This is a genomic window from Novibacillus thermophilus (genome assembly GCF_002005165.1).
GTDB lineage: Bacteria > Bacillota > Bacilli > Thermoactinomycetales > Novibacillaceae > Novibacillus > Novibacillus thermophilus.
This window is the reverse complement of the sequence record NZ_CP019699.1, coordinates 3,367,617-3,390,723: the sequence shown is the minus strand read 5'-3', so window position 1 is coordinate 3,390,723 and position 23,107 is coordinate 3,367,617. Positions and strand designations below refer to the sequence as shown.

13 protein-coding genes and 2 pseudogenes are annotated in these 23,107 nt (G+C 46.4%); 12 read left to right on the top strand and 3 right to left on the bottom strand.

Features of this window, described 5'->3' with window-relative positions; all coding sequences use genetic code 11:
* Nucleotides 1-14: 14 nt before the first annotated feature.
* The 7 genes and pseudogenes from B0W44_RS16475 (at nt 15) to B0W44_RS16445 (ending at nt 12,496) form a co-directional block, all read left to right on the top strand.
* Complete coding sequence (locus B0W44_RS16475; RefSeq protein WP_077720978.1) at nt 15-2,573, top strand: glycosyltransferase; 2,559 nt, start codon at nt 15-17, stop codon at nt 2,571-2,573.
* A complete protein-coding gene (locus tag B0W44_RS16470) occupies nt 2,533-6,216 on the top strand; it encodes a glycosyltransferase (protein WP_077720977.1) in 3,684 nt (1,227 codons plus the stop codon). The genes B0W44_RS16475 and B0W44_RS16470 overlap by 41 nt, the downstream gene beginning before the upstream one ends.
* A complete protein-coding gene (locus tag B0W44_RS16465) occupies nt 6,197-7,510 on the top strand; it encodes a nucleotide sugar dehydrogenase (RefSeq protein WP_269466618.1) in 1,314 nt (437 codons plus the stop codon). The genes B0W44_RS16470 and B0W44_RS16465 overlap by 20 nt, the downstream gene beginning before the upstream one ends.
* A 573-nt stretch (nt 7,511-8,083) precedes the next feature.
* The gene (locus tag B0W44_RS16460; RefSeq protein ID WP_077720976.1) at nt 8,084-9,460 is read left to right on the top strand and encodes a sugar transferase; all 1,377 of its coding nucleotides are present in this window, start codon (nt 8,084-8,086) and stop codon (nt 9,458-9,460) included.
* A 17-nt stretch (nt 9,461-9,477) separates the two neighbouring features.
* Nucleotides 9,478-10,367, top strand: a pseudogene (galU, locus tag B0W44_RS16455) (UTP--glucose-1-phosphate uridylyltransferase GalU).
* Nucleotides 10,368-10,418: 51 nt separating this feature from the next.
* The gene (locus B0W44_RS16450) at nt 10,419-11,753 is read left to right on the top strand and encodes a UDP-glucose dehydrogenase family protein (RefSeq protein ID WP_077720975.1); all 1,335 of its coding nucleotides are present in this window, start codon (nt 10,419-10,421) and stop codon (nt 11,751-11,753) included.
* 107 nt (nt 11,754-11,860) lie between these two features.
* Nucleotides 11,861-12,496 (top strand): exopolysaccharide biosynthesis polyprenyl glycosylphosphotransferase, encoded by a 636-nt coding sequence (locus B0W44_RS16445; protein WP_077721455.1) that lies wholly within the window; start codon nt 11,861-11,863, stop codon nt 12,494-12,496.
* Between the two features lie 271 nt (nt 12,497-12,767).
* On the opposite strand, the gene B0W44_RS16440 is transcribed toward B0W44_RS16445, so the two are convergent.
* The 3 genes from B0W44_RS16440 to B0W44_RS16430 form a co-directional block, all read right to left on the bottom strand.
* Entirely contained in the window at nt 12,768-13,391 is a 624-nt protein-coding gene (locus tag B0W44_RS16440; protein ID WP_077720974.1) for a YigZ family protein, read from the bottom strand.
* Between the two features lie 32 nt (nt 13,392-13,423).
* The gene (locus B0W44_RS16435) at nt 13,424-14,359 is read right to left on the bottom strand and encodes an LCP family protein (protein ID WP_169835641.1); all 936 of its coding nucleotides are present in this window, start codon (nt 14,357-14,359) and stop codon (nt 13,424-13,426) included.
* A gap of 191 nt (nt 14,360-14,550) precedes the next feature.
* Nucleotides 14,551-15,573, bottom strand: coding sequence for an LCP family protein (locus B0W44_RS16430; protein WP_077720972.1), 1,023 nt, complete (start codon nt 15,571-15,573; stop codon nt 14,551-14,553).
* A 343-nt stretch (nt 15,574-15,916) separates the two neighbouring features.
* Here B0W44_RS16430 and B0W44_RS16425 point away from each other — a divergent pair, with 343 nt between their 5' ends.
* From B0W44_RS16425 to B0W44_RS16405, 5 genes and pseudogenes are all read left to right on the top strand, one after another.
* Entirely contained in the window at nt 15,917-18,346 is a 2,430-nt protein-coding gene (locus tag B0W44_RS16425; RefSeq protein WP_169835640.1) for a S8 family serine peptidase, read from the top strand.
* 106 nt (nt 18,347-18,452) lie between these two features.
* Nucleotides 18,453-19,660, top strand: a pseudogene (gene metK / locus B0W44_RS16420) (methionine adenosyltransferase).
* Between the two features lie 63 nt (nt 19,661-19,723).
* Nucleotides 19,724-20,992 (top strand): O-antigen ligase family protein, encoded by a 1,269-nt coding sequence (locus tag B0W44_RS16415; RefSeq protein ID WP_077720970.1) that lies wholly within the window; start codon nt 19,724-19,726, stop codon nt 20,990-20,992.
* A gap of 205 nt (nt 20,993-21,197) precedes the next feature.
* Nucleotides 21,198-22,370 (top strand): sensor histidine kinase, encoded by a 1,173-nt coding sequence (locus B0W44_RS16410; RefSeq protein ID WP_228441284.1) that lies wholly within the window; start codon nt 21,198-21,200, stop codon nt 22,368-22,370.
* Nucleotides 22,360-23,064: a response regulator gene (locus B0W44_RS16405; RefSeq protein WP_077720969.1), complete on the top strand. Its 705-nt coding sequence runs from the start codon at nt 22,360-22,362 to the stop codon at nt 23,062-23,064. Before B0W44_RS16410 ends, B0W44_RS16405 begins: the two co-directional genes overlap by 11 nt.
* The last annotated feature ends 43 nt before the right edge of the window (nt 23,065-23,107 follow it).

The following is a 23,107-nucleotide window of genomic DNA, read 5'->3' as shown; positions in this document are numbered from 1 at the left end:
GAGATGATATTTGTATGGAAGTACTCAAGAGCAAAGTGATAGATTTTCTTGAATGGATTGCTTATAAGTTATTCGATACAAAACAAAGGCGATTTATAACAAACTTGTTTACTCAAAAACAGAAAAAGAAGATTAAAAGGCTATTTAGTCGAGGGAATATTCAAACTCATTTACGTGAAATTGAACTAACCAAATTTCGGCTTCAGAATCTCGGTTTTACACAACGTGGGTTAAATGATCTTAGAAACATATATCAAGAGAGTAAGGATCCCTTTATAAAAAGAAAAGCTGCATGGGAGTTATCCTTATGGCATGCGAATCAAAATAATAGAGAGAATGCATGCCGTTGTCTGGAAATGTTGCCCCAAGCAATTGAAGGAGAGACGGATTCTGAACAATTACGTCGTGTGGCCATAATAGAAGCAGAATGTCATGAATTATTGGGAAATATTGAGGCGGCTAAACGTACTATAATGTCCGCATTAGAAGAGGGACCTAATGCCGATCTTTATCTTGCGGCTGCGAATTTAGAATCATCAGCTTCTGCGCGCATAAAGTGGATCAACAAAGCATTGCAGTTGTATGGAATCAGTACTGTTTCATTAATGACGTCTACCGATCGTCCCTTGTATGACTGCCTCGTATGCGAGCGTGAAATAAGCGAAGGGGTGCGGCTTTCGGAACACGAGACTGTAAAAGTCACAGTCATTATTCCTGTCTATAATGCCGAAGATGTTATTGACACGTCACTAGGGTCTGTACTCACACAAACATGGACCAATTTGGAAATATTTGTTGTCGATGATTGCAGTACGGACCGGACAGTCTCCATTGTAGAAGAATATGTAGCGCGTGATAAGAGAGTGCATTTGATCAAAGCAAAATCTAACGGAGGTGCTTATGTAGCTCGCAACCTTGCGCTTCGCGAGGCGTCGGGTGATTTTGTGACGGTGAATGACGCCGATGACTGGTCGCATCCTGAAAAGATTGAGAAACAAGTGCGTCATTTACTAGAAAATCCGTCAGTGATCGGAAACACTTCTCAGCAGGCACGTGCAACTAATGAACTCAAATTTTTCAGGAGAGGTAAGCCGGGGGCCTATATATTTAGCAATATGTCATCCTTTATGTTCCGTCGTAAGCCCGTGATGGAAGCGGTCGGGTACTGGGATTGTGTCCGGTTTGGCGCAGATTCCGAATTTATCAAAAGGATTAAAAAAGTTTTTGGTGAGGAAGCAGTAGTCGAGGTGCCAACAGGTCCTCTCTCTTTCCAACGTCAATCTGAATCGTCTCTGACTGGAAACTCCGCCTTCGGCTTTCCTGGATACTTCATGGGAGCACGTAAAGAATATGCTGAGGCACAGACTTATTTCCATAGTCAAAATAAGAATTTACGTTATGAATTTCCTCAACAGTCACGTCCTTTTGCTGTTCCGGAGCCAATGTTGCCGAAACGTCAAGGTTCTGGTAGACGTCACTTTGATGTGATCTTGGCATCTGATTTTCGTTTAGACGGGGGATCCAACATATCGAACTTAGAGGAGATCAAAGCCCAGAAACAGATGGGACTTCGTACAGGATTGATTCAGATGTCCCGGTATGATTATCCTCCCCGAAAAAAAATCAATCCCAAAATACGGGATCTAATTGACGGTGATAGCGTCCAAATGATCGTCTATGGGGAGAAGGTGTCATGTGACATACTACTTCTGAGGTATCCTCCTATATTGCAGGAATGGCAACGTTTTGTTCCAGATGTGAAAGCTAAAGACATTCGTGTTATCGTGAACCAGACCCCTATGAGCGATTATGGGCCGAATGCCGTGTTGCGTTACGATATTAGAAGAGCCAGTGAACACCTTCAGGAATATTTTGGAAAGGAAGGTGTATGGCATCCAATCGGTCCACTCATTCGAAAAGCACTCCATGAGCATCATGCTGAGGAGTTAAAGTCTATCACTTTAGCAAAAGAGGACTGGTCAAACATTATTAATGTAGAGGAGTGGAAACGCCCTTCACGCCCTAAAAGGGGGACAAGCGTGAGAATAGGAAGGCATTCTAGAGACCAATACGTAAAATGGCCTTCAAATCGAGAAGAATTGCTTGCAATTTATCCAGATTCAGATGGATATGAAGTACATATACTTGGTGGAGCGGAAATACCGAGGAGGGTACTTGGACGGCTACCTTCCAATTGGCACGTATTAGAGTTTGGAGAGATGCATCCTAAGGACTTTCTATCCACGTTGGATGTCTTTGTGTATTTCACACATCCTAATTGGATAGAAGCCTTTGGTCGGGTGATCATAGAAGCTATGGCGGCAGGTGTACCGGTTATTGTCCCGTATAGTTACCAAGAGTTATTTAGAGAAGCTGCGATTTATGCCAACCCTTTTGAAGTGAAGGAAAAAATTAACCAACTAATGAGTGATGATGATTACTATGAAGCTCAAGTGAATAGAGCGTATGAATATGTTGAACAACATTTTGGGTATTCAACCCATTTATCTCGATTGAGAAAGGAGTTAACCAATGGTAGAGAAAAAGAATGGGACAAAAAACATGCCTTTTAGATTATTTGGTCAAAAGGTCTCTCCAGCCATGTTTTTGGCAACGGCTGCTACTGATGGGGTTGGGTTTCACTTCGGTCAATCAGCAGAAGATGTGATTTTATTAAGACTGTTTAAGAAGTTTAAGGGTGATATTAGAAACGGCTTTTATGTAGATGTTGGCGCTTTTCATCCTCGCAAGTATTCTAACACGTTTATATTGCATACTTTCTTCGGTTGGAAAGGGATTAACATCGATGCTTCCGATAAAACTATAGAACATTTTAAACAAGATCGTCCCAAAGATATAAATCTGCATACTGCTGTTGGGAATTTTAGAAGGGAAACTGATTATTGGAAGTTTAATTTTCCAGCAAGAAACACTGTTTTAGAAGAAAATGTTCAGCGCCAATTGCTTAAAGGTGATGTAGAAATCGTTGGAAAAGAAAAAATTCGTGTGCAACCACTAGCAGATATTTTAGATGAATATCTACCAGCTGGGCAGGAAATTGATTTATTAAATATAGATGTTGAAGGTTTAGATCTTCAGGTATTAAAGTCTAATAATTGGGAAAAATATTGTCCAAACGTTATTTTAATTGAGGACTACTCTGTTCAAGAAGTTGGATTAGAGAACAGTGATATTCACCAGTATCTGAAAAATATCGGATATAAATTTAATTCTCATGCATTCGATACATCTATTTATATAAAAGAGAAACTTTATGATGAACAGCATGTTAAATCGGAAGACACAATTAGTAAGAAACAAATTGATGTTAAATTTTTGATTAGTGAAAAACATGATGTGCTAAATAGAGCAGCGATTTTAGCAGAGGCTCATCCTGAGTATAGGAAACTGAACAATAAAATAGACAGCACTGTCAAAATGAATAAATTACTCCAAGAAGAAATTAAAATTCGAGAGGAACAAAACAAAATACTTAGTTCAAAAATAAGAGAGGAAGAAGAGAGATTAAAGGAACTTAAAAGTGAGATGAATAAACTGAGATTAAACTTTCAAGAAATAAAGGAAGGATACGAAAAAGTTAAACGAGAAAGAAACTATTTTAAGAGGGAATATACTAAAATTCAACATAGTCGTGTATGGCGATATTCGAAACCTATAAGAAAAACAATGGATTTTCTAAAAACGTTAAAAAGGAAACTGTTTAGTGGATTTGAACCGAGAGAGGTTCAGAAAAAAGACAGGTCTGAAAATATAGAGGAGAGCAAATCAAATAAACATAAAAGGGGTAAGTCCAAACAACAGAAAAAAATAAAAAAATTAATATTAGAACAAAAAAAACGTCTTTATAATCTTGGTTTTACACAACGTGGGTTAAATGATCTTAGAAACATATATCAAGAGAGTAAGGATCCTTTTGCAAAAAGAGCAGCTGCGTGGGAGGTTGCTTTATGGTATGCGAATCAACATAATAGAGAGGATGCCCGTCGTTGTCTGGAAGTATTACCCCAAGCAGTTGATGGTGGGGCTGGTCCGCGGTTACGTCGTGTGGCCATAATAGAAGCAGAATGTCATGAATTATTGGGAAATATTGAGGCGGCTAAACGTACTATAATGTCCGCATTAGAAGAGGGACCTAATGCCGATCTTTATCTTGCGGCTGCGAATTTAGAATCATCAGCTTCTGCGCGCATAAAGTGGATCAACAAAGCATTGCAGTTGTATGGAATCAGTACTGTTTCATTAATGACGTCTACCGATCGTCCCTTGTATGACTGCCTCGTATGCGAGCGTGAAATAAGCGAAGGGGTGCGGCTTTCGGAACACGAGACTGTAAAAGTCACAGTCATTATTCCTGTCTATAATGCCGAAGATGTTATTGACACGTCACTAGGGTCTGTACTCACACAAACATGGACCAATTTGGAAATATTTGTTGTCGATGATTGCAGTACGGACCGGACAGTCTCCATTGTAGAAGAATATGTAGCGCGTGATAAGAGAGTGCATTTGATCAAAGCAAAATCTAACGGAGGTGCTTATGTAGCTCGCAACCTTGCGCTTCGCGAGGCGTCGGGTGATTTTGTGACGGTGAATGACGCCGATGACTGGTCGCATCCTGAAAAGATTGAGAAACAAGTGCGTCATTTACTAGAAAATCCGTCAGTGATCGGAAACACTTCTCAGCAGGCACGTGCAACTAATGAACTCAAATTTTTCAGGAGAGGTAAGCCGGGGGCCTATATATTTAGCAATATGTCATCCTTTATGTTCCGTCGTAAGCCCGTGATGGAAGCGGTCGGGTACTGGGATTGTGTCCGGTTTGGCGCAGATTCCGAATTTATCAAAAGGATTAAAAAAGTTTTTGGTGAGGAAGCAGTAGTCGAGGTGCCAACAGGTCCTCTCTCTTTCCAACGTCAATCTGAATCGTCTCTGACTGGAAACTCCGCCTTCGGCTTTCCTGGATACTTCATGGGAGCACGTAAAGAATATGCTGAGGCACAGACTTATTTCCATAGTCAAAATAAGAATTTACGTTATGAATTTCCTCAACAGTCACGTCCTTTTGCTGTTCCGGAGCCAATGTTGCCGAAACGTCAAGGTTCTGGTAGACGTCACTTTGATGTGATCTTGGCATCTGATTTTCGTTTAGACGGGGGATCCAACATATCGAACTTAGAGGAGATCAAAGCCCAGAAACAGATGGGACTTCGTACAGGATTGATTCAGATGTCCCGGTATGATTATCCTCCCCGAAAAAAAATCAATCCCAAAATACGGGATCTAATTGACGGTGATAGCGTCCAAATGATCGTCTATGGGGAGAAGGTGTCATGTGACATACTACTTCTGAGGTATCCTCCTATATTGCAGGAATGGCAACGTTTTGTTCCAGATGTGAAAGCTAAAGACATTCGTGTTATCGTGAACCAGACCCCTATGAGCGATTATGGACCGAATGCCGTGTTGCGTTACGATATTAGAAGAGCCAGTGAACACCTTCGGGAATATTTTGGTAAGGAAGGAGTATGGCATCCAATCGGACCACTCATTCGAAAGGCACTCCATGAGCATCATGCTGAGGAGTTAAAGTCTATCACTTTAGCAAAAGAGGACTGGTCAAACATTATTAATGTAGAGGAGTGGAAACGCCCTTCACGCCCTAAAAGGGGGACAAGCGTGAGAATAGGAAGGCATTCTAGAGACCAATACGTAAAATGGCCTTCAAATCGAGAAGAATTGCTTGCAATTTATCCAGATTCAGATGGATATGAAGTACACATACTTGGTGGAGCGGAAACGCCGAAGAAGGCACTTGGACGATTACCTTCCAATTGGCATGTATTAGAGTTTGGAGAGATGCATCCTAAGGACTTTCTATCCACGTTGGATGTCTTTGTGTATTTCACACATGCTGATTTAGTTGAAGCCTTTGGTCGAGTGATCATAGAAGCTATGGCGGTAGGTGTACCGGTTATTGTTCCGTATAGTTACCAAGAGTTATTTAGAGAAGCTGCGATTTATGCCAACCCTTTTGAAGTGAAGGAAAAAATTAACCAATTAATGAGTGATGATGATTACTATGAAGCTCAAGTGAATAGAGCGTATGAATATGTTGAACAACATTTTGGGTATTCAAAGCATGCCGACAGAATAAAAAAATACAGAGGTGATCTCCTTGGAAAATTTGGTGGATAAAATAAAACATAGGCAAATAAAAAAAATAAAAAATAAAGAAGCTAATATAGGTATAGTTGGATTGGGGTATGTGGGTTTACCACTTGCCATAACATTTTCTAATTCAAATTTTAAAGTGATAGGTTTTGATATTGATCATGAAAAAGTACTGAGTATAAATAATGGGAAGAGCTATATTAAACATATTAAAGATGATCAAATAAACTATTTTGTAGAGAAAGGAAATCTCTGTGCAACAACTGATTTTTCAATAATAGAACAACAAGATGTTGTTATACTCTGCCTTCCAACACCTCTTAACAAATATAGAGAACCAGACTTATCTTATATCACAAATACAATGGAAAAAATTTGTCCGTTTTTAAAAAGTGGTCAGTTATTAAGTTTAGAAAGTACGACATATCCTGGAACTACAGAAGAGGTACTTAAACCAACAATAGAATCGAAAGGGTTTTGCGTTGGTGAAGACTTCTATTTAGTCTATTCTCCTGAAAGAGAGGATCCGGGAAATCCCGGCTTTTCTACTAGCAATATTCCTAAAGTTATAGGGGGTATAACATCGAATTGTCTTGATGTGGGTGTAGCTCTATATAAAGAAGTAATAGAAAAAGTAGTTCCTGTAAGTTCTACAAAGGCAGCAGAGTTAACTAAATTATTAGAGAATATTTATAGAGCAGTGAATATTGGATTGGTGAACGAAATGAAGATAGTAGCGGACAAAATGAATATAGATATCTGGGAAGTTATTGATGCTGCTGCTACGAAACCTTTTGGTTTTACACCCTTTTATCCTGGACCTGGATGGGGAGGGCATTGTATTCCTATCGATCCATTTTATCTTACATGGAAGGCAAGGGAGTATGGTTTAAATACAAGGTTCATTGAACTCTCTGGTGAAATTAATAGGTTGATGCCTGATTGGGTGGTTCAAAAGGTAGTAGATGCGTTAAATGAAAGAGAAAAGGCATTAAAAAACTCAAATATCCTTGTTTTAGGGATATCTTACAAGAAAAATATTGCGGATGTAAGGGAATCTCCGGCTATAAAGATCATGGAAAAATTAAGGGAGAGAGGAGGGAATGTTTTCTATTCTGATCCATTTGTGCCAAGGTTTCCTAAAATGAGGGAACATATTTTTGATTTGCAATCTATAGAAATAAATGAAGAAAACTTAGAGAAAATGGATTGTGTACTTTTGGCTACTGATCACGATCTATTTGATTACAACTTAATTTTAAAACACAGCAATTTAATAGTAGATACAAGGTGTGTTTACAAAAAAAGGACATCCTAACATAATAAGAGCATAATTGATATTTTTGGTCTTTAACTCGTTTCTTTGATATAGATCTGTCATACGTCTACACATTAGATATCATTAAAAAAGACTCAAAATAGTTTTCACATACTCGTTATATTCTCATGAGACGTTTTGGAACGGTTTATGTCAATCGGATTTAACGTTTGACCGAAAGCTCTGTCCAATTTTATATGGAGATTTAAACAAAGTCGTTGGTCCAAAATAGGGACATAAAAATTTGGTGTATAGTCGTGATGGATGGAGCTGAATTGTTTTAGCGATCCTTTTCCACCACAAGTACTGGCCCTAAACAGGACGAGATGGAGTACTTAATCTGTACTGTTTTCTTAAAATCTGTTGGAAGTGGAGCGTCTTTTTCCTGAATATTTTGTTTAACGAACAAAGATTTTTAATTGAAGGGTTGATGAACTCTTAAACCCGGGTGAATAGTGTAGTTGATGTTTAAAGCGTAGGCCCTGAGGTTATGGAATTCCAGTTTAATTTTGCCCACCAATACGTTATAATGATGTAAGGTTTGACAAGGGTTCAAAAGGGGATATTGGACTTATGTCACGCTTTCGAGAGCATAAGTTATTTTACACATTTGTCATACTTGTGGATACGTTAATCGTCATCGGTTCTTATTATGCTGCCTTTCATGTGCGGTTTTCCATCGGCAATATCCCGATACGGAATATGCAAGCCTTTTTAGATGTTTTACCCTGGATGGCACTTATATCCATCTTGGTTTTTTTATTGTACGACGCCTATGTGATTGCCAGTCGCGTGACTTGGGAAAACATTTCGTCGACTATCGTATCCGTTGTCGTGATCGCCGGTTTAATTGGTCTGGCTTCTTTTACCTTCAGAGCGTTTGCTTTTCCACGTTCCATCATTTTAATAGGAGCATGTATTTCGTTAACGGCTATTCTATTCTGGAAATATATGTTAAGTATTTTTATTAAAGACGACACGAAAAATATTTTGATCATTGGTACCGATGAAGAAGTACACCATGTACAGGAACGAGTAGCACAAAACATGTCGAAACGCGCTAACTTCATTTCTTTGCCACCCGATGAGAAACTCGATGTTATGTATTCACGTATTGCAAAAGCAGATAACGTGTTTATTTGTGACAGTGTCGACAAAAGGATCAGCCAGACCCTCATTCAGGAATGCATGGTGAAGCAAGTGAAAGTATATGTCGTCCCTGAAGCGTATGAGCTGTTACTTAGCAAGGCAGATGCGACGACGTTCGACGACCTACTCGTCATGTCTGTAAAAGATTGGAAGCTCCCGCCCGATAAGCAAATCATCAAGCGAATAGGTGATTTAGTGTTTTCGATCTGTCTACTCATTTTAACCCTCCCCATCATGATTGTTGTGGCTTTGGCGCTTAAGATTTCAGAACCGAGACATCCTGTGATTTATAAGCAAAAAAGAATGACAATAGACGACAAGGAATTCGACATTTATAAATTCCGCACTATGATTCCGAATGCAGAGTGTAACAGCGGCCCCGTTTTAGCGTCTAAATCTGATGAACGGATTACACCTGTCGGCCGTTTTTTACGGGCGACAAGACTCGACGAACTCCCCCAATTGTTCAATGTGTTAAAAGGGGACATGTCCGTTGTCGGTCCACGGCCTGAAAGGCCGCACTTTACAAAAATTTATAAGAAAAAATACGGCGCCTACCGCTATCGGTCGGCCGTAAAAGCTGGATTGACCGGATTGGCTCAAATTAATGGAAAATACGAAACGGACGTTGAAGACAAGTTGCGTTACGATCTGTATTACATTCGCAATTACTCTGTATTTTTCGATATTGTGATTATTCTTAAGACCTTGAAGGTTTTGTTGGATAAGCAAAAGGCGTCGGGGGTTGCTCTGCCAAAGAAGGTGAAGAACATGAAAGAAAGTAAAAACATCGGGATGTAGTATCTGGGGGGATTGAATTGAAGATCAAAAAAGCGATTATTCCGGCTGCCGGGCTGGGTACACGATTTCTGCCGGCGACAAAAGCCCAACCGAAAGAGATGCTTCCCATCGTAGACAAGCCTACCATCCAGTATATTGTCGAGGAAGCGGTGCAGTCGGGTATCGAAGACATTATGATTGTAACAGGCCGTGGCAAGCGAGCGATTGAAGACCACTTCGATAAGTCGTATGAACTGGAAGCAGTCTTGGCCTCGAAGAAGAAAACAGGCTTATTGCATGAAGTTGAGAACATATCGAATATGGTCGATATACATTACATCAGGCAAAAGGAAGCCAAAGGTTTGGGCCACGCTATTTGGTGTGCGCGTAAGTTTGTTGGAGATGAGCCGTTTGCTGTCCTTTTAGGGGATGACATTGTCGTATCTGAAGAACCCTGTCTTAAACAGCTGATCTATGTTTTTGAGCGGTATCACTCTTCCGTCATCGGTGTGCAACAGGTGGAACCTGAAGATGTCAGCCAATACGGTGTGATTAAACCGAACGGAAATCCGCTGGAACCTGGTGTGCATAACGTCATCGATCTGGTTGAGAAGCCGCGGCAAGAGGATTCGCCGTCGAATATGGCGATTATGGGACGTTATGTTTTACGCCCGGAAATTTTTAACATTTTGCGAGATCTCCCCCCGGTGCCGGAGGTGAAATCCAACTGACGGATGCTCTAAGAGTATTGAACCAATCTCAAGCAATCCTTGGCTATGAATTTGCGGGACGGCGGTACGACGTAGGGAATAAGTTCGGTTTTATTCAAGCAACGGTGGACTTTGCGTTAGATCGCGACGATCTACGTGATGACGTTCTCCGTTACCTTGAAGAAACACTCGATAAAAATAAAGCCTTGAAAGGGTAAACAGAGAGTATGTTGGTCTGACAAACAGAAATGAGGGGAGAAAAAACACTTATGTTTAACGTTACGGTTATTGGCACTGGATATGTGGGCCTAGTATCGGGAACTGTTTTTGCTGATAAAGGAAACTCGGTGATTTGTCTGGACATTGATGAAGAGAAAATTAACAGACTTTTACGAGGAGATGTCCCGATTTACGAGCCTGGACTGCAAGAATTGGTTATACGTAACATGTCCAGTGGACGATTGGACTTTACGACGGATGCGAAGCGAGCTGTTCAATCCTCAGATATCATTTTTATTGCGGTTGGTACACCGTCTGCTGAAGATGGGAGTGCTGATTTAAGGTACGTCCAAGCTGTTTGCCGGGATATCGCCCAGAATATGGACAGACACAAGATTATCGTCAATAAAAGTACTGTGCCCGTAGGAACAGCGGACAAAGTCAAGCTTTGGATAGAGGAACACCTGGAAAAAGATGTTCCGTTCGACGTGGTGTCATGCCCGGAGTTTTTGCGTGAAGGGTCGGCAGTGAGAGATTCTTTGAATCCGGATCGCATCGTCATCGGGGGAGCCAATCCGGAAGCTGTCAAAGTATTGAACAAATTGCATGAACCGTTTGACGCTCCGATCATTGAGACGGATCCGAGAAGTGCTGAAATGATTAAATACGCCTCTAATGCTTTTTTGGCGACTAAAATATCGTTCATAAACGAAATATCAAATATTTGCGAAAAAGTCGATGCAGACGTGACTATGGTTGCACAAGGCATCGGGTTGGACAAACGAATCGGTTCCCATTTTTTGAAGGCGGGAGTCGGTTATGGTGGCTCTTGCTTTCCAAAAGATACGAATGCCCTTATACAGATTGCGGAAGATGTGGACCACGATTTTGAGCTGTTGAAATCAGTGGTGAAGATCAACAGCCAACAGCGGCTGAAAGTTATTGAAAAGCTGCAGCAACAACTGGGACGCCTGGAGGACAAAGTTATTGGTATTCTGGGACTGGCTTTCAAGCCGAACACGGATGACATGCGTGAAGCGCCGTCAGTTGATGTTATTCACAATTTGAAAGAATATAATAGTAAAATTAAGGTGTACGATCCGGTGGCAATGGCAATGGCGCGAAGGGTTCTTCCAGCTGACGTCGTATACTGTGATGGCATTGAAGAATTGCTTCAAGGTGTCGATGCAGCTGTCCTGTTGACAGAGTGGGAAGACTTTAAGACAATTAATTGGGGGCTCATGAAGGATAAGATGCACAGGCCCGTGGTGATAGACGGAAGGAATGTGTTTGATCCAGAGGAAATGAGGGCGATGGGCATTCAGTATAGCAGTTTTGGACGCCAAAATAGTCAACAGATCCTCCAGGAATTGGTTAACAGTTAAATGATCCGACATGAAGTGAAACATTTTGACACAAAGTACCGTCTATATAAGTGAACAGACAGAAAAAGTTTTTGTGATTTGACAGGGGTGTCTTCATCTTGAAGCCAATGGCGGAGAGACATTCATACTCACTTCAATCAGCTCATGGTATACCTTACTTAGTCAGTATTTACCCGTTTATCAGACGGATTGTCGAAGTACTGATTGCAGTACTCTTGTTGGTACTGACCCTGCCGACAACGCTTGTTGTGGCTGTACTGATTAAACTTGAATCACCAGGCCCTATCTTGTATCGACAAGAACGGTTAGGCCAGAATTGGAAGAAATTTTACATTTATAAATTTCGTTCCATGCGTGTTGATGCAGAAAAGGATGGACCTCAATGGGCGAAAAAGAATGATCCGCGCGTGACGAAAATCGGGAGGTTTATTCGCCAAACTCGTATTGACGAAATTCCGCAATTGTTCAATGTGATTAAGGGAGACATGAGCTTGATTGGACCGCGACCGGAGCGTGAATGTTTTACGCGCAAGTTTGTGAAGAAGATTCCCCAATTTACGCAGCGCCTCTCGGTGAAACCTGGTTTAACAGGATGGGCTCAAGTGAATGGCGGATATGACGTGTCACCAGAGCAAAAATTTGAAATGGATATGTATTACATACGGCATCAGTCGCCCGTCCTCGATTTAAAAATATTGCTGAAGACGGTGAAGGTCGTATTGACAGGTGAAGGTGCAAGGTGAACTGAAAGTCAGGAGGTATCCCGACAGAGGGAGTACCTCCTTTAAATGTTTTGCAACTACAGAAGGAATATTTTCGCAAGTAAGATCATTATACACCAAAAAGGCAAGCTGAGTAGCGTGGCAGAGGTGATTCCAATCCAAAATGACGCGTTGACGCGTTGGCAGCTGTCCACTTATCGTGCCACCCCCGTTTAGTGTGTTGCGACCCATTATAAAGGGGGATTATTACGTTTTCTTTACAGCATTGTAAAAATTGCATCACATTCACGTACTATAATGGAACGGCAACCCAGTCTTCTTTTACCTTCTTGTATTGAATAACATGGCTTCCCCATTTTTGAAAGAATGACGTGAGGCTAGCCTTGTTTTGTTCGCGGACAGAAATTAAGACGGTGACTTTATCCGTAAACGTCTTGTCGTGGAAGAAACAAACTTTGTTAAGTTGTTGCTCTACTTTGTTCCACATCGCGTAATCCATGTTTAGTTCATAAAAAAGGTGTTTTTCGCGCTGTACCAGTTGAGCTTGCCGAAGGCCTTGGCTTGCAGATCGCGTATAAGCCCGGACCAACCCTCCCGCTCCCAGCTTAATTCCTCCAAAGTAGCGAGTGACGATCACCAATGTGTCTGTAAGGCCGTTTTTCTTGATTGTCTCCAAAATAGGGACCCCGGCAGTCCCGCTCGGTTCTCCGTCGTCGTTCGCCTTCTGGATGTATCCGTTTTCCCCGATGACATAGGCGTAGCAGTTGTGCGTGGCGTCCCAGTGCTTTTTGGATACAGTGTGAATGTGGCCTTTGGCTGTCTCCTCGTCAGGAGCTGGGTAGACGTGGGCGATAAAACGGGATTTCTCGATTGTGATCTCGTCGGTAGCGTAAGCTGCAACGGTTTTGTAAGGCAAACATCATGTCTCCTTTCCAAAAGAAGAGGGGCCTAAGATTCAGCCCCGGTGTTGACGGTGGATGTCGTTGGAAGGTTTAAGTGCGCTTTTAAAATGTTGCCGACTCGCTCTGCCTCGCCTTCTTCCAAAATGAAGTACGACCTGTCCCGCATAACGTCTGTACCTTCCAGCGTTAAGGATTCGATGTTCTCTTTCGGAATACTGCCGTATTTGCGCGAGAAGGCTAACAGTTCGCCGCCGCTCACGTTCATGTCGACGTTGCGGCCGAGGCTCTCGATGATGTCGTCAATTTTTGTCAAACTGGAGAAACTGGCGCCTTTTTGCATCAGTTGGGCGAGCACTTCGCGCTGCCGTTCGTTGCGTCCGGCGTCTCCGCCCCACTCCTTGCGCATGCGCACGTAAGCGAGGGCTTCTTTGCCGTTCAGGTGGGCCGGCCCTTCTTCAAAGTAAATTTCTTCTCCCCCGTCAAAAGCTTTCTGCTTAAACGCCCGCTCAACGTTGACGTCGACGCCGCCTAACGTGTCAATAATTTCGACAAATCCGTCAAAGTTAATTTTAGCAAAGTAGTCGATGGGAATGTCGAGCAGTTCTTCCACAGTCGTGATGGTGCTTTCGATACCGGTCCCGGGTTGTTGCACTTCGGCGAGGGAATAGGCGTGGTTTATTTTGTCCTCTTTGCCGATGGCGGGGATGTACGTTAACGTATCCCGCGGAATGCTGAGTATTTTGGCTGACTTGTCTTCCGGGTTGACTGTGACGACCATTAACACATCGGGGCGTCCGACGTCTTGTTTATCAGGGCGTTCGTCGATCCCCATGATCAGCAGTGAGACGGGGTCGTCTGTATTGACGGCCTGTTCCCGCTTGTCTGACTTATCGCCTCTGGCCAGTTCGTACTGCGTGTCGGAAAAAGCACCGAGGACGTTGTACAGAATGTAAGCTCCGAATACGAAAATGCCCACCAACATGAACACCATGATCCGTAAAAACCAGTTCGGTTTTTTTCTTCTCTGTCGGCGGCGTCTGCCCCGTTGAGGCAAACGGCTTGCCCGGCTTCTGTCTATCCTCTCCAAGTCTGGAAACCTCGCTTTTTTCTAGTTACGTGTCCTTTTCTATATTAAAGCTTAATGGCTAGTTCAGCAACTCATACTGTCGAATTTTAGTAGAAAGTTGCTTTTGTACGATTTAACTCTAAATGGGCGCGTAATGTTTCAACGGCTCTGTTTTTGCTGGATTCATTGACGATGAAGTAGTAAGCGTCTGACCATTCGTCGGTTCCTGTCAGTTCCAGTCGTTCGATGTCGTCGTCTGTGACGTTGCCGTACAGGCGCTGCAGCTGGTAAAGTTGCCACGGTGTCAAATTCGTCTTCACGTTACGGCCGACAATTTTCAAGATGTCGTCGATCTTTGTTACCGTGGAGAAACGGGACGATTTGTCGATGAGCGACCTGAGCACTTGCTGTTGTCGCAAGTTGCGGTCGAAGTCGTTGCTGTTTTTGCGCTCGCGCACGTAGTAGAGGGCGGCTCGACCGTCCAAAGTCATCGGTCCTTTCGTGTAGTGGTGCCCCTCAACAGTGAAGTCGCGGGGAACGTTCACGTCGACCCCGCCGAATGTGTCGACTAACTGTTCGAACCCCCTCATGTTAATGCTCACCGTGTAGTCGATAGGGATGCCGAGAAACTGTTCCACTGTTTTTTTCGTCGATTCCAGACCTTTCCCGCGGGAATAGGCGTGGTTGATTTTGTCGTACACATGGTGGGAGACGTCCGCCAGGGCGGTCTTTGTATCCCGCGGGATGCTCATCATTTTGATCGTGCGATTGTCGGGGTTGGCGGTGAACACGATAATCGTGTCGGTTCGCCCGCTGTCGTGTCGGCGTTCGTCGATCCCGACAACGAGGAACGCGAGGGGCCGTTTCAGGTTTTTGTTCAACGGCGGAGGAGAGAGTGAGTCCTTATCCCGTTCGGCTTTCGGTAGTCTGTCGACTGTGTCGTGACCGGCCTTGTCCCCCTGGGAGATGCCCGACGGTTGGGGGCGAGCGTTCTCCGTTTGTGCGATGTCGTTCGTCGAATGGCCCGGGTTTCCGGTATCCATCCACTGCGCAAAAGCGACAGCGGCCACAATTGAGGCGAATACGAGGACTCCCGTCGCGCGCAGGGCTTTTTTCCCACGGTTTCGCATGGCACACTCTCTCCAATCGTGAAACTGCGTTTAACGGGTAGTATGTGTTGGAGCGGTACGTTTTAAAGATGGTTCGTGGAATTAGACGCCCTTTGTGGGGCAAAGGTTTCACATCAAGATGGGGGGTGGGCTTTTGCTGTCATTATTTCAGCAAGGAGGCGCGCTCCCCTTGAGAATTGTCTTAACATATTTTTACCGCCTTCGCGCAGTGAATCGTTGCGGCGGAGTCATGTAGATGGGTGCTTTCCTTCCGGGCCCGCACCTGTCGAAGAGGCTTTTCGACTCGCCAAAAAATGGACGCACGTGGTACACTGTGTGTAAGTCTTACAGGAGGCTCGGGGCTATGGTGAAACAGTGCATCCGGACCGCTGGCATGATGCTCTTCATTTTTATACTGAACGCTTGCAGTTTAGGCGAACCGGATCAGGTGGGACAGGAGCCGGCAGAGAAGCCGACAGAAACGCGCGAGTGGGTCGTCAAATGGAACGGCGAGCCTGATCCGGCTTTTCTGGAAACGGTAGATGTGTTGCGCAAGAATGATGAAGATCAAACGATGCTGGTAAAGGTTCACGAGGATGTCGATCAAGAAAAGTGGCGGGCCGAATGGCTGCTCCACGATCAAGTGGAGTATATTCAACCGAATTTCCAGTATAAATTAAACAACGAAACGGTAGATGAACGAGGGGAGGCTCCTTCAGCAGCGGCGAAGGAGCCTTCTCCCGATTATTTTTTGCGACAGACGTCCGCTGTCGAAGCGTGGGACGTGTGGAAACCGAAGAAAGAAGTGGTCATCGCCGTCATCGACACGGGAGTGGATTTGGACCATCCGCTCATTGCCCCGCACATCGTCAACCCGATGAATATCGCTTACCCTGGCGAGGGGGCGGAAGATATTACGGTAGAGGACATCCAAAGGCCAGAGGAGCGAGGAAAGACAGCCGAAGAAATTGACGCGATGTATGCAGAGAGCGGCGTCTACAACGACTACGAAGAACGGCTCGGAGCAGTCGGCCATGGCACGGGGGTCGTCGGGGTCTTGTTGCAAATGTTGGGGTTGGTCGATGGAGAAAATCCGGTCGAATCGACAGAGACGACAGCCAAAATTATGCCGATCAAAGTGATGGGGTACCACGACGGTGAGAAGAAAGGCGGGTCCGACTTTGACATGTCAGAGGCGATCCGTATGGCAGTAAATCGAGGGGCAGACATTATATCCCTCTCCCTCGGCGACTGGGCGTATTCAAAAAACGCGCGGGATGCCGTAGAGTATGCAGAGGAGTCCGGAGTGCTAGTCGTGGCGGCTGCCGGAAACCGACAGGGGGCGACCAATGAACCGATCTTTTATCCTGCCGCTTTCCCCACTGTGCTCGCCGTTGGAGGCGTGACGGCCGACGGGGTGTTTGACGTCTACTCCAATCACGGGACAGGCCTCGATCTGGTGGCACCGGACGAACACATTTGGACGACGGGCAATCGGGACGGAGAACGGTTCCGCCTTGTAGACGGGAACTCCTTTTCAACGCCACAAGTGACAGCTGTGGCAGCGATGGTGATGCAACAGCACCCCACCATGTCACCGGCTCAAGTGCGCAATTTACTGCGCCAAACGGCAGACACGGATGTCCACGGGTGGAACGAACAGACGGGTTATGGACGGGTGAACGCCTTTCGCGCGTTGACGGAAGCGCCTCAGCCCGACATTTATGAAGAAAATGAAACGCAGGACACGGCGGCACGCGTTTCGATTAATGCCAGAGCCGAAGCGGTACTGAATCGTCCCGACGATGAAGACTGGTTTGTGTTTGACGTTCCGAATTTGAGTGACGCTCTCGATTTTCACGTAAAAGTGCGGCTGGAGATGCCCCGTTCGTTAGAAAGCGGTGTCGAGGTGCGCATCAAACAGCCGGGGAAGGAAACGTTCGTCACGTATACGCTGGAGCGTTCAGACGAGGTACTGCTGACGTTGAGACCGGGTGAGACGTATGTGAACGTCCGTTTTCACGAGAGTGAGCCTTCCCGATTCCTCGCCTACGCGCTGGAGACGGAGGTGCTCATGTCTCCGGATCTGTACGAGGACAACGACCAGCAGTGGCATGCACACGAGTTAGACCTGGATGAGGCAACGCTCGTCGAAGGGACGTTTCATACAGAAGGGGACGATGATTGGTACCGCCTCAGGACACCAGAGGGCGGCAATTTGTACGTGGACGTGTCAGCTGCTTCGCCGCGCACCGATCTCGTTCTGTTCGTACAGCAACTGGGGGGCAGTGGCGTACTCGTCGACGAAAACGGGCCTACCGGAAGGGAACAGTTGCAAATCCGGGCCGAAGCCGGCGGGATTTACTACGTTCGCGTCAGCGATCTGAACATGCACCCCACCGTGGGCAAGTACGATTTGGCCGTCCATTACGAGCCCCTCGTCAACGACGTCAGCGAGCCGAACGACCGATCCGATCAGGCGCGGCATTTGTCCCATCCGTCGACTCCGGTTGAATCTTCCCTTCACAGTGCTGCAGACTACGACTGGTACCAGTTGACCGTGCCACGGGAATCGGACGTGACAGTGCGCATCGACGGTCTGGAAGAGGCGGTTCGGGCGGAAGTCACCGTGTACGACGAGGAGAGGATGGCACTAGAGCGTCGCGAGATCGCCCCTGGCGACAAATCCCTCAGCTGGACGGAGACACTGCCGGAAGGGCGGTACTACATCCGCGTTCGACGCCTGTCCGGAGAACAAGCCACTCCGTATACGATCACCTATTTTTTGGAATAGGTGCAGAAGCTGTCAATTGACAGGTGCGTGTAAGTTCGCTAACATAAGCATATCATTGAAATGCCGTCGAACGAAACAGATAGGCTCTAACACGGAGGAATTCATGATGGTATTAACTGAAGGACGGCGCTTGTTTTCATCTGAATCGGTAACGGAAGGGCACCCTGACAAAATTTGCGACCAAATATCAGACGCTGTTTTGGATGCGATTTTAACTCAAGATCCGAATGCCCGTGTCGCGTGTGAGACGTCCGTGACGACTGGGCTCGTCCTCGTTGCTGGAGAGATTACGACGACGTGTTATGTGGACATACCGAAAATTGTGCGGCAGACGATTAAGGAGATCGGTTATACGAGGGCAAAGTACGGGTTTGACGCCGATACGTGTGCAGTGCTGACCTCCATTGACGAACAGTCCCCAGAAATTGCAGCCGGCGTCAACGTCGCTTACGAAGATCGGGAAAAGGGAGAAAATCGGCAGACAGACGACAACTTGGGGCAGGGGACCAGGGCTTGATGTTCGGATACGCCTGTAATGAAACGGAGGAACTGATGCCGCTGCCTATCTCGTTAGCCCACAAACTGGCCCGTCGGTTGTCTGAAGTGCGCCGAGACGGAACGCTCCCTTACTTGCGACCCGACGGCAAAACGCAAGTGACCGTCGAATACGACGGGGATCGTCCGGTGCGGGTAGATACCGTCGTCGTTTCCGCTCAACACGCCGAAGAGGTATCGCTGGAACAAATTCGACAAGACATACGTCGCGACGTCATCGAACCTGTCGTGCCCAGTGTGTGGCTCGACAGTGAAACGAAGTACTTTATCAATCCGACGGGGCGGTTCGTCATCGGCGGGCCACAAGGAGACGCCGGTTTGACGGGACGTAAAATTATCGTCGACACGTACGGCGGATACGCCCGACACGGAGGGGGTGCTTTCTCCGGGAAAGATCCGACGAAGGTGGACCGTTCGGCTGCTTACGCTGCGCGCTACGTCGCGAAAAACGTCGTGGCTGCCGGCCTGGCCGACAGGTGTGAAGTTCAGCTGGCCTATGCCATCGGGGTCTCCCAACCCGTATCCATCAGTGTGGACACGTTTGAAACGGGAAAGGTGAGCGAACGGGTGCTCGTACGCCTCATACGACAAAATTTTGACTTACGACCGTCAGGCATTATCCAGATGCTCGATTTGAAACGGCCGATTTACCGGCAAACAGCGACCTACGGCCACTTCGGACGAATGGATCTCGACCTGCCGTGGGAACGTACGGACAAAGCGGAATTGTTGCGCAAGCAGGCTGAGGCAATCGTTTGACATCTCGTGACAAAGACAGATAACAAAAAAAAAACAGAAAGATACTTATATGGGGGATTCATCGTGACTCACATTCGTGCTGAGGGTGTATGGCAGAACCCTTTGTTTGCTGCTTTATTAGTGTGTACCGTCCTTTCACCGGTTTTGCCCGGCGTGTGGCTCGGGTTCATCGCCTTGTGGGCTTGGGGAAAGTACAGGTGGCAGTTGCTGGAAGGGGATCTCGTCACTGTCACACTGCTCGGGCTCGCTTCAGTGGCATTAGTGGCGACACTCGTTCACCAAACGCCGTGGGGGTTTGTCGCCATCCTCTTTCTCACCGTTTACGTGGTAGTTTACAGCTGGATGAAGAAAAGTTTGACGGTGGCCCACTTTCGGACTGGGCTGACGTTGACGGCTGTGACCGGAACCGGCATCGTAGCCGTGATGCTCATAGACCGCCTGGGCGGCTTCGACTTTTTGCCTTCGTCCCTCGCTTACTTCTTTGGCTTGGAGTCGTGGAAGCCGACAGAATCTATCCGCAGTACGGGAACGTCTGGCAACGCCAACCTGGCAGCGGGACTGTTGGTCTGCTTGGCCCTCGTCTGTTTCTACAAGATCGTAGCAGCGGGCCGTTCGTTGAAGCAGCGGCTGTTTTGGGCGGGGATTTTCGCCGTGTACGCGCTCGGATTCGATCTCACGGGAACGCGCATGGCCTGGATTGCTCTCGGCGCAGGGATGGCCGTCCAGCTCTGGTTTTTGTACGGCTCTTTCTTCAAACACTGGCTCAAGAGTTTTCACTTTTCACACGTGTTGCTGCTCATCGCCTTACCGGGCTTACTGTTGCTCTTGGGTAAAGAGTGGCTTCCGAGGGAAGCGAGTTTTGACACAGACCTGTTTTTGCGGTTGCAAATATGGGAGCGGTCGCTGGACATCTTTTACGACAACTGGTTGTTCGGAGTGCTGCCGCTTCACTTCGGCGAAGTGTTCATGGAGTATTTCGGACAGTACGAGTATCACGCCCACAACTTGTGGATTGGCATCGCCGTCGACTTTGGGCTGATCGGGTTTACACTGTTCACGCTGTTGCTCGTGACCGGCCTCATCCGGGGAGTACAGTGGATTCACTGGGCAAACAGCCGTCGCGAGAAAGAGTTGGCCATTGTGCTCATGTCTCTCGTCATGGCCTTTCTCGGCCAGGGTCTGGCCGACTACACGATTCTCGTCCCTCAGACGGGGTGGCTGTTCCTTCTCTCCCTCGGCTTTATTCACATCCGCTGGATGCAGCTCGCGCCTTTGAAGCAACCGAAAATAGAAAAGCGGAAGCTATCCCACTCTCCGCGTGCCGTTCATTAGTCCCCGAGGCCAGGCGGGGATTTTCTTTTGGCTCCAAAATAGGTCTTTAGGCCTAATCCAAGAGGTCGATAGCCAACGATTTGGACATCGGCTAAAATAGATATATTCGCACTGTCCAAAAGTACTAATCCTGTAAAACAAATCGCTGGAAAAGAACAGTATTGCGAAAAATTTAGTAAATTCGTTGCAGTTGTTGTCTAAAGGGGTGAAAAATGTGCGAAATAGCCGGAAAATCGATATTGCTCTTTTAGACAAAGTGATTGAAAATACAGTTGAGGCTGTGGAGCGGAGCAAGTCTCAAATTTTTGAAATAGCCGAAATGGCTCGTAAAGAAGAAGAAGCCCTTTATCAGAAACTTCAGCAAGTGGAAGCAGAAGTGAGGCACGTCATTCGCGAAGTGGACAGGTTGGAGGTGCAGTATCGCATATCCCGCCAACGTTTGGCGGAAGTGAGCCGCTATTTCAATACATACACGGAAGAAGATATACGTAAAGCGTATGAAAGCGCAAATGAGAAACAGCTGAATTTGTTTGTGGCGCGTGAGCGGGAAGCGAATTTGCGCAACCAGCGCAACGAGCTGCAACAAAGGCTGAAGAACATTGCGAAAACGATTGAACGAGCCGACAGTCTGGCCGCGCAAGTCGGGGTCGTGCTAGATTTTCTGACGGGAGACTTAAATCAGTTAGGTGCAGAATTGGAGAAGGCGCAGCACCGGCAGATGATCGGTTTAAAAATTATACAGGCGCAAGAGGAGGAGCGCAAGCGGGTGGCCCGGGAAATTCACGACGGCCCCGCGCAAATGATGGCGCACGTCGTCATGCTTTCTGAAATTGCAGAGCGGCTGCTGCAGAAAGATGTGGAACAGGCGCGCCGTGAACTGCATGATTTAAAGGAAACCGTGCGTTCCAGTTTGTCGGAAGTGCGTAAAATTATTTTTGACTTACGCCCGATGGTGCTGGATGATCTCGGATTGTTACCGACGCTGCGCAAATACTTAGAAAATTTTAAACAAAGGTACAGGGTCATGTATGAGTTAATTGTTCTAGGAAAAGAAAAGCGTCTCGCCCCTCCGATGGAGGTGGCTTTGTTCCGGCTGATCCAGGAAGCGTTGAGCAATGTGGGGAAGCACGCCAAGGCGTCTGAAGTGGTGGTTCGCCTCGAATTTCAGCCGCGGGGCGTCACGGTCAGCATTCGGGACGACGGTGTCGGTTTTGAATATCCACCGGAAGAACAGAGCGAAAATCAGTTCGGTTTAATCGGCATGAGGGAACGCGTCGAGATGTTAGAAGGAAAGATGGAGATCCGCACATCCCTTGGAGCGGGCACACATGTGAAATTTAACATTCCGATGGACGGGGGGAAACATCATGCTGGGTAATGAAAAGGCAGAGAAAACAAGAGTCGTTTTGGCGGACGACCACCAGTTGTTTCGAGAGGGAGTGAAACGAATCCTCGATTTGGAGGAAGATATGGAAGTGGTGGCAGAGTGTTCGGACGGGGAGGAAGTAACCGCAGTCTGCCGCGAATTACAACCTGACGTCGTCCTCATGGACATCAATATGCCCAATGTGAACGGAGTGGAAGCGACCCAGTGTTTGCGGGATTCGTGTCCGAACACGCGCGTCATCGTCCTCTCGATTCACGACGATGAAGCGTACGTGTTTGAAACCCTTCGACTGGGTGCGTTCGGGTATTTGTTAAAAGACATGGAAGCAGAGGACTTGATTGAAGCCGTGCGGATGGTCGCTTCGGGAAACGCATACATCCATCCGAAAGTGACCGGCAAATTGATCGAAGAGTTCCGGCGGTTAAGTGAGCAAGAAGGAGTGCTAGACGACCTGCATTCTGCCAACATGAACGAAGGGTGGCGAGGGTTGTTGACTCGCCGGGAGATGGAGGTACTAAAGCTGATGGCTGAAGGGCGCAGCAACCGGGCCATTGGCGAGTACTTGTTCATCAGTGAAAAGACGGTGAAAAACCACGTGAGCAGTGTTCTGCAAAAAATGAACGTGCAAGACCGGACGCAAGCCGTCATCACGGCCATTAAGAGCGGCTGGGTTAAAGTCAAATAACCCCGAAAGGCTCCGGACCGTCCCAGGCACTCGTACCCCCCTT

What these genes read in the sequence shown, in the direction of transcription:
- B0W44_RS16475 (WP_077720978.1), top strand. Translation starts at nt 15, where the DNA reads ATGGAAGTACTCAAGAGCAAAGTGATAGATTTTCTTGAATGGATTGCT.
- B0W44_RS16470 (WP_077720977.1), top strand. Translation starts at nt 2,533, where the DNA reads ATGGTAGAGAAAAAGAATGGGACAAAAAACATGCCTTTTAGATTATTT.
- B0W44_RS16460 (WP_077720976.1), top strand. Translation starts at nt 8,084, where the DNA reads ATGTCACGCTTTCGAGAGCATAAGTTATTTTACACATTTGTCATACTT.
- B0W44_RS16450 (WP_077720975.1), top strand. Translation starts at nt 10,419, where the DNA reads ATGTTTAACGTTACGGTTATTGGCACTGGATATGTGGGCCTAGTATCG.
- B0W44_RS16445 (WP_077721455.1), top strand. Translation starts at nt 11,861, where the DNA reads ATGGCGGAGAGACATTCATACTCACTTCAATCAGCTCATGGTATACCT.
- B0W44_RS16435 (WP_169835641.1), bottom strand. Translation starts at nt 14,359, where the DNA reads ATGTTGGTGGGCATTTTCGTATTCGGAGCTTACATTCTGTACAACGTC.
- B0W44_RS16430 (WP_077720972.1), bottom strand. Translation starts at nt 15,573, where the DNA reads ATGCGAAACCGTGGGAAAAAAGCCCTGCGCGCGACGGGAGTCCTCGTA.
- B0W44_RS16425 (WP_169835640.1), top strand. Translation starts at nt 15,917, where the DNA reads ATGGTGAAACAGTGCATCCGGACCGCTGGCATGATGCTCTTCATTTTT.
- B0W44_RS16405 (WP_077720969.1), top strand. Translation starts at nt 22,360, where the DNA reads ATGCTGGGTAATGAAAAGGCAGAGAAAACAAGAGTCGTTTTGGCGGAC.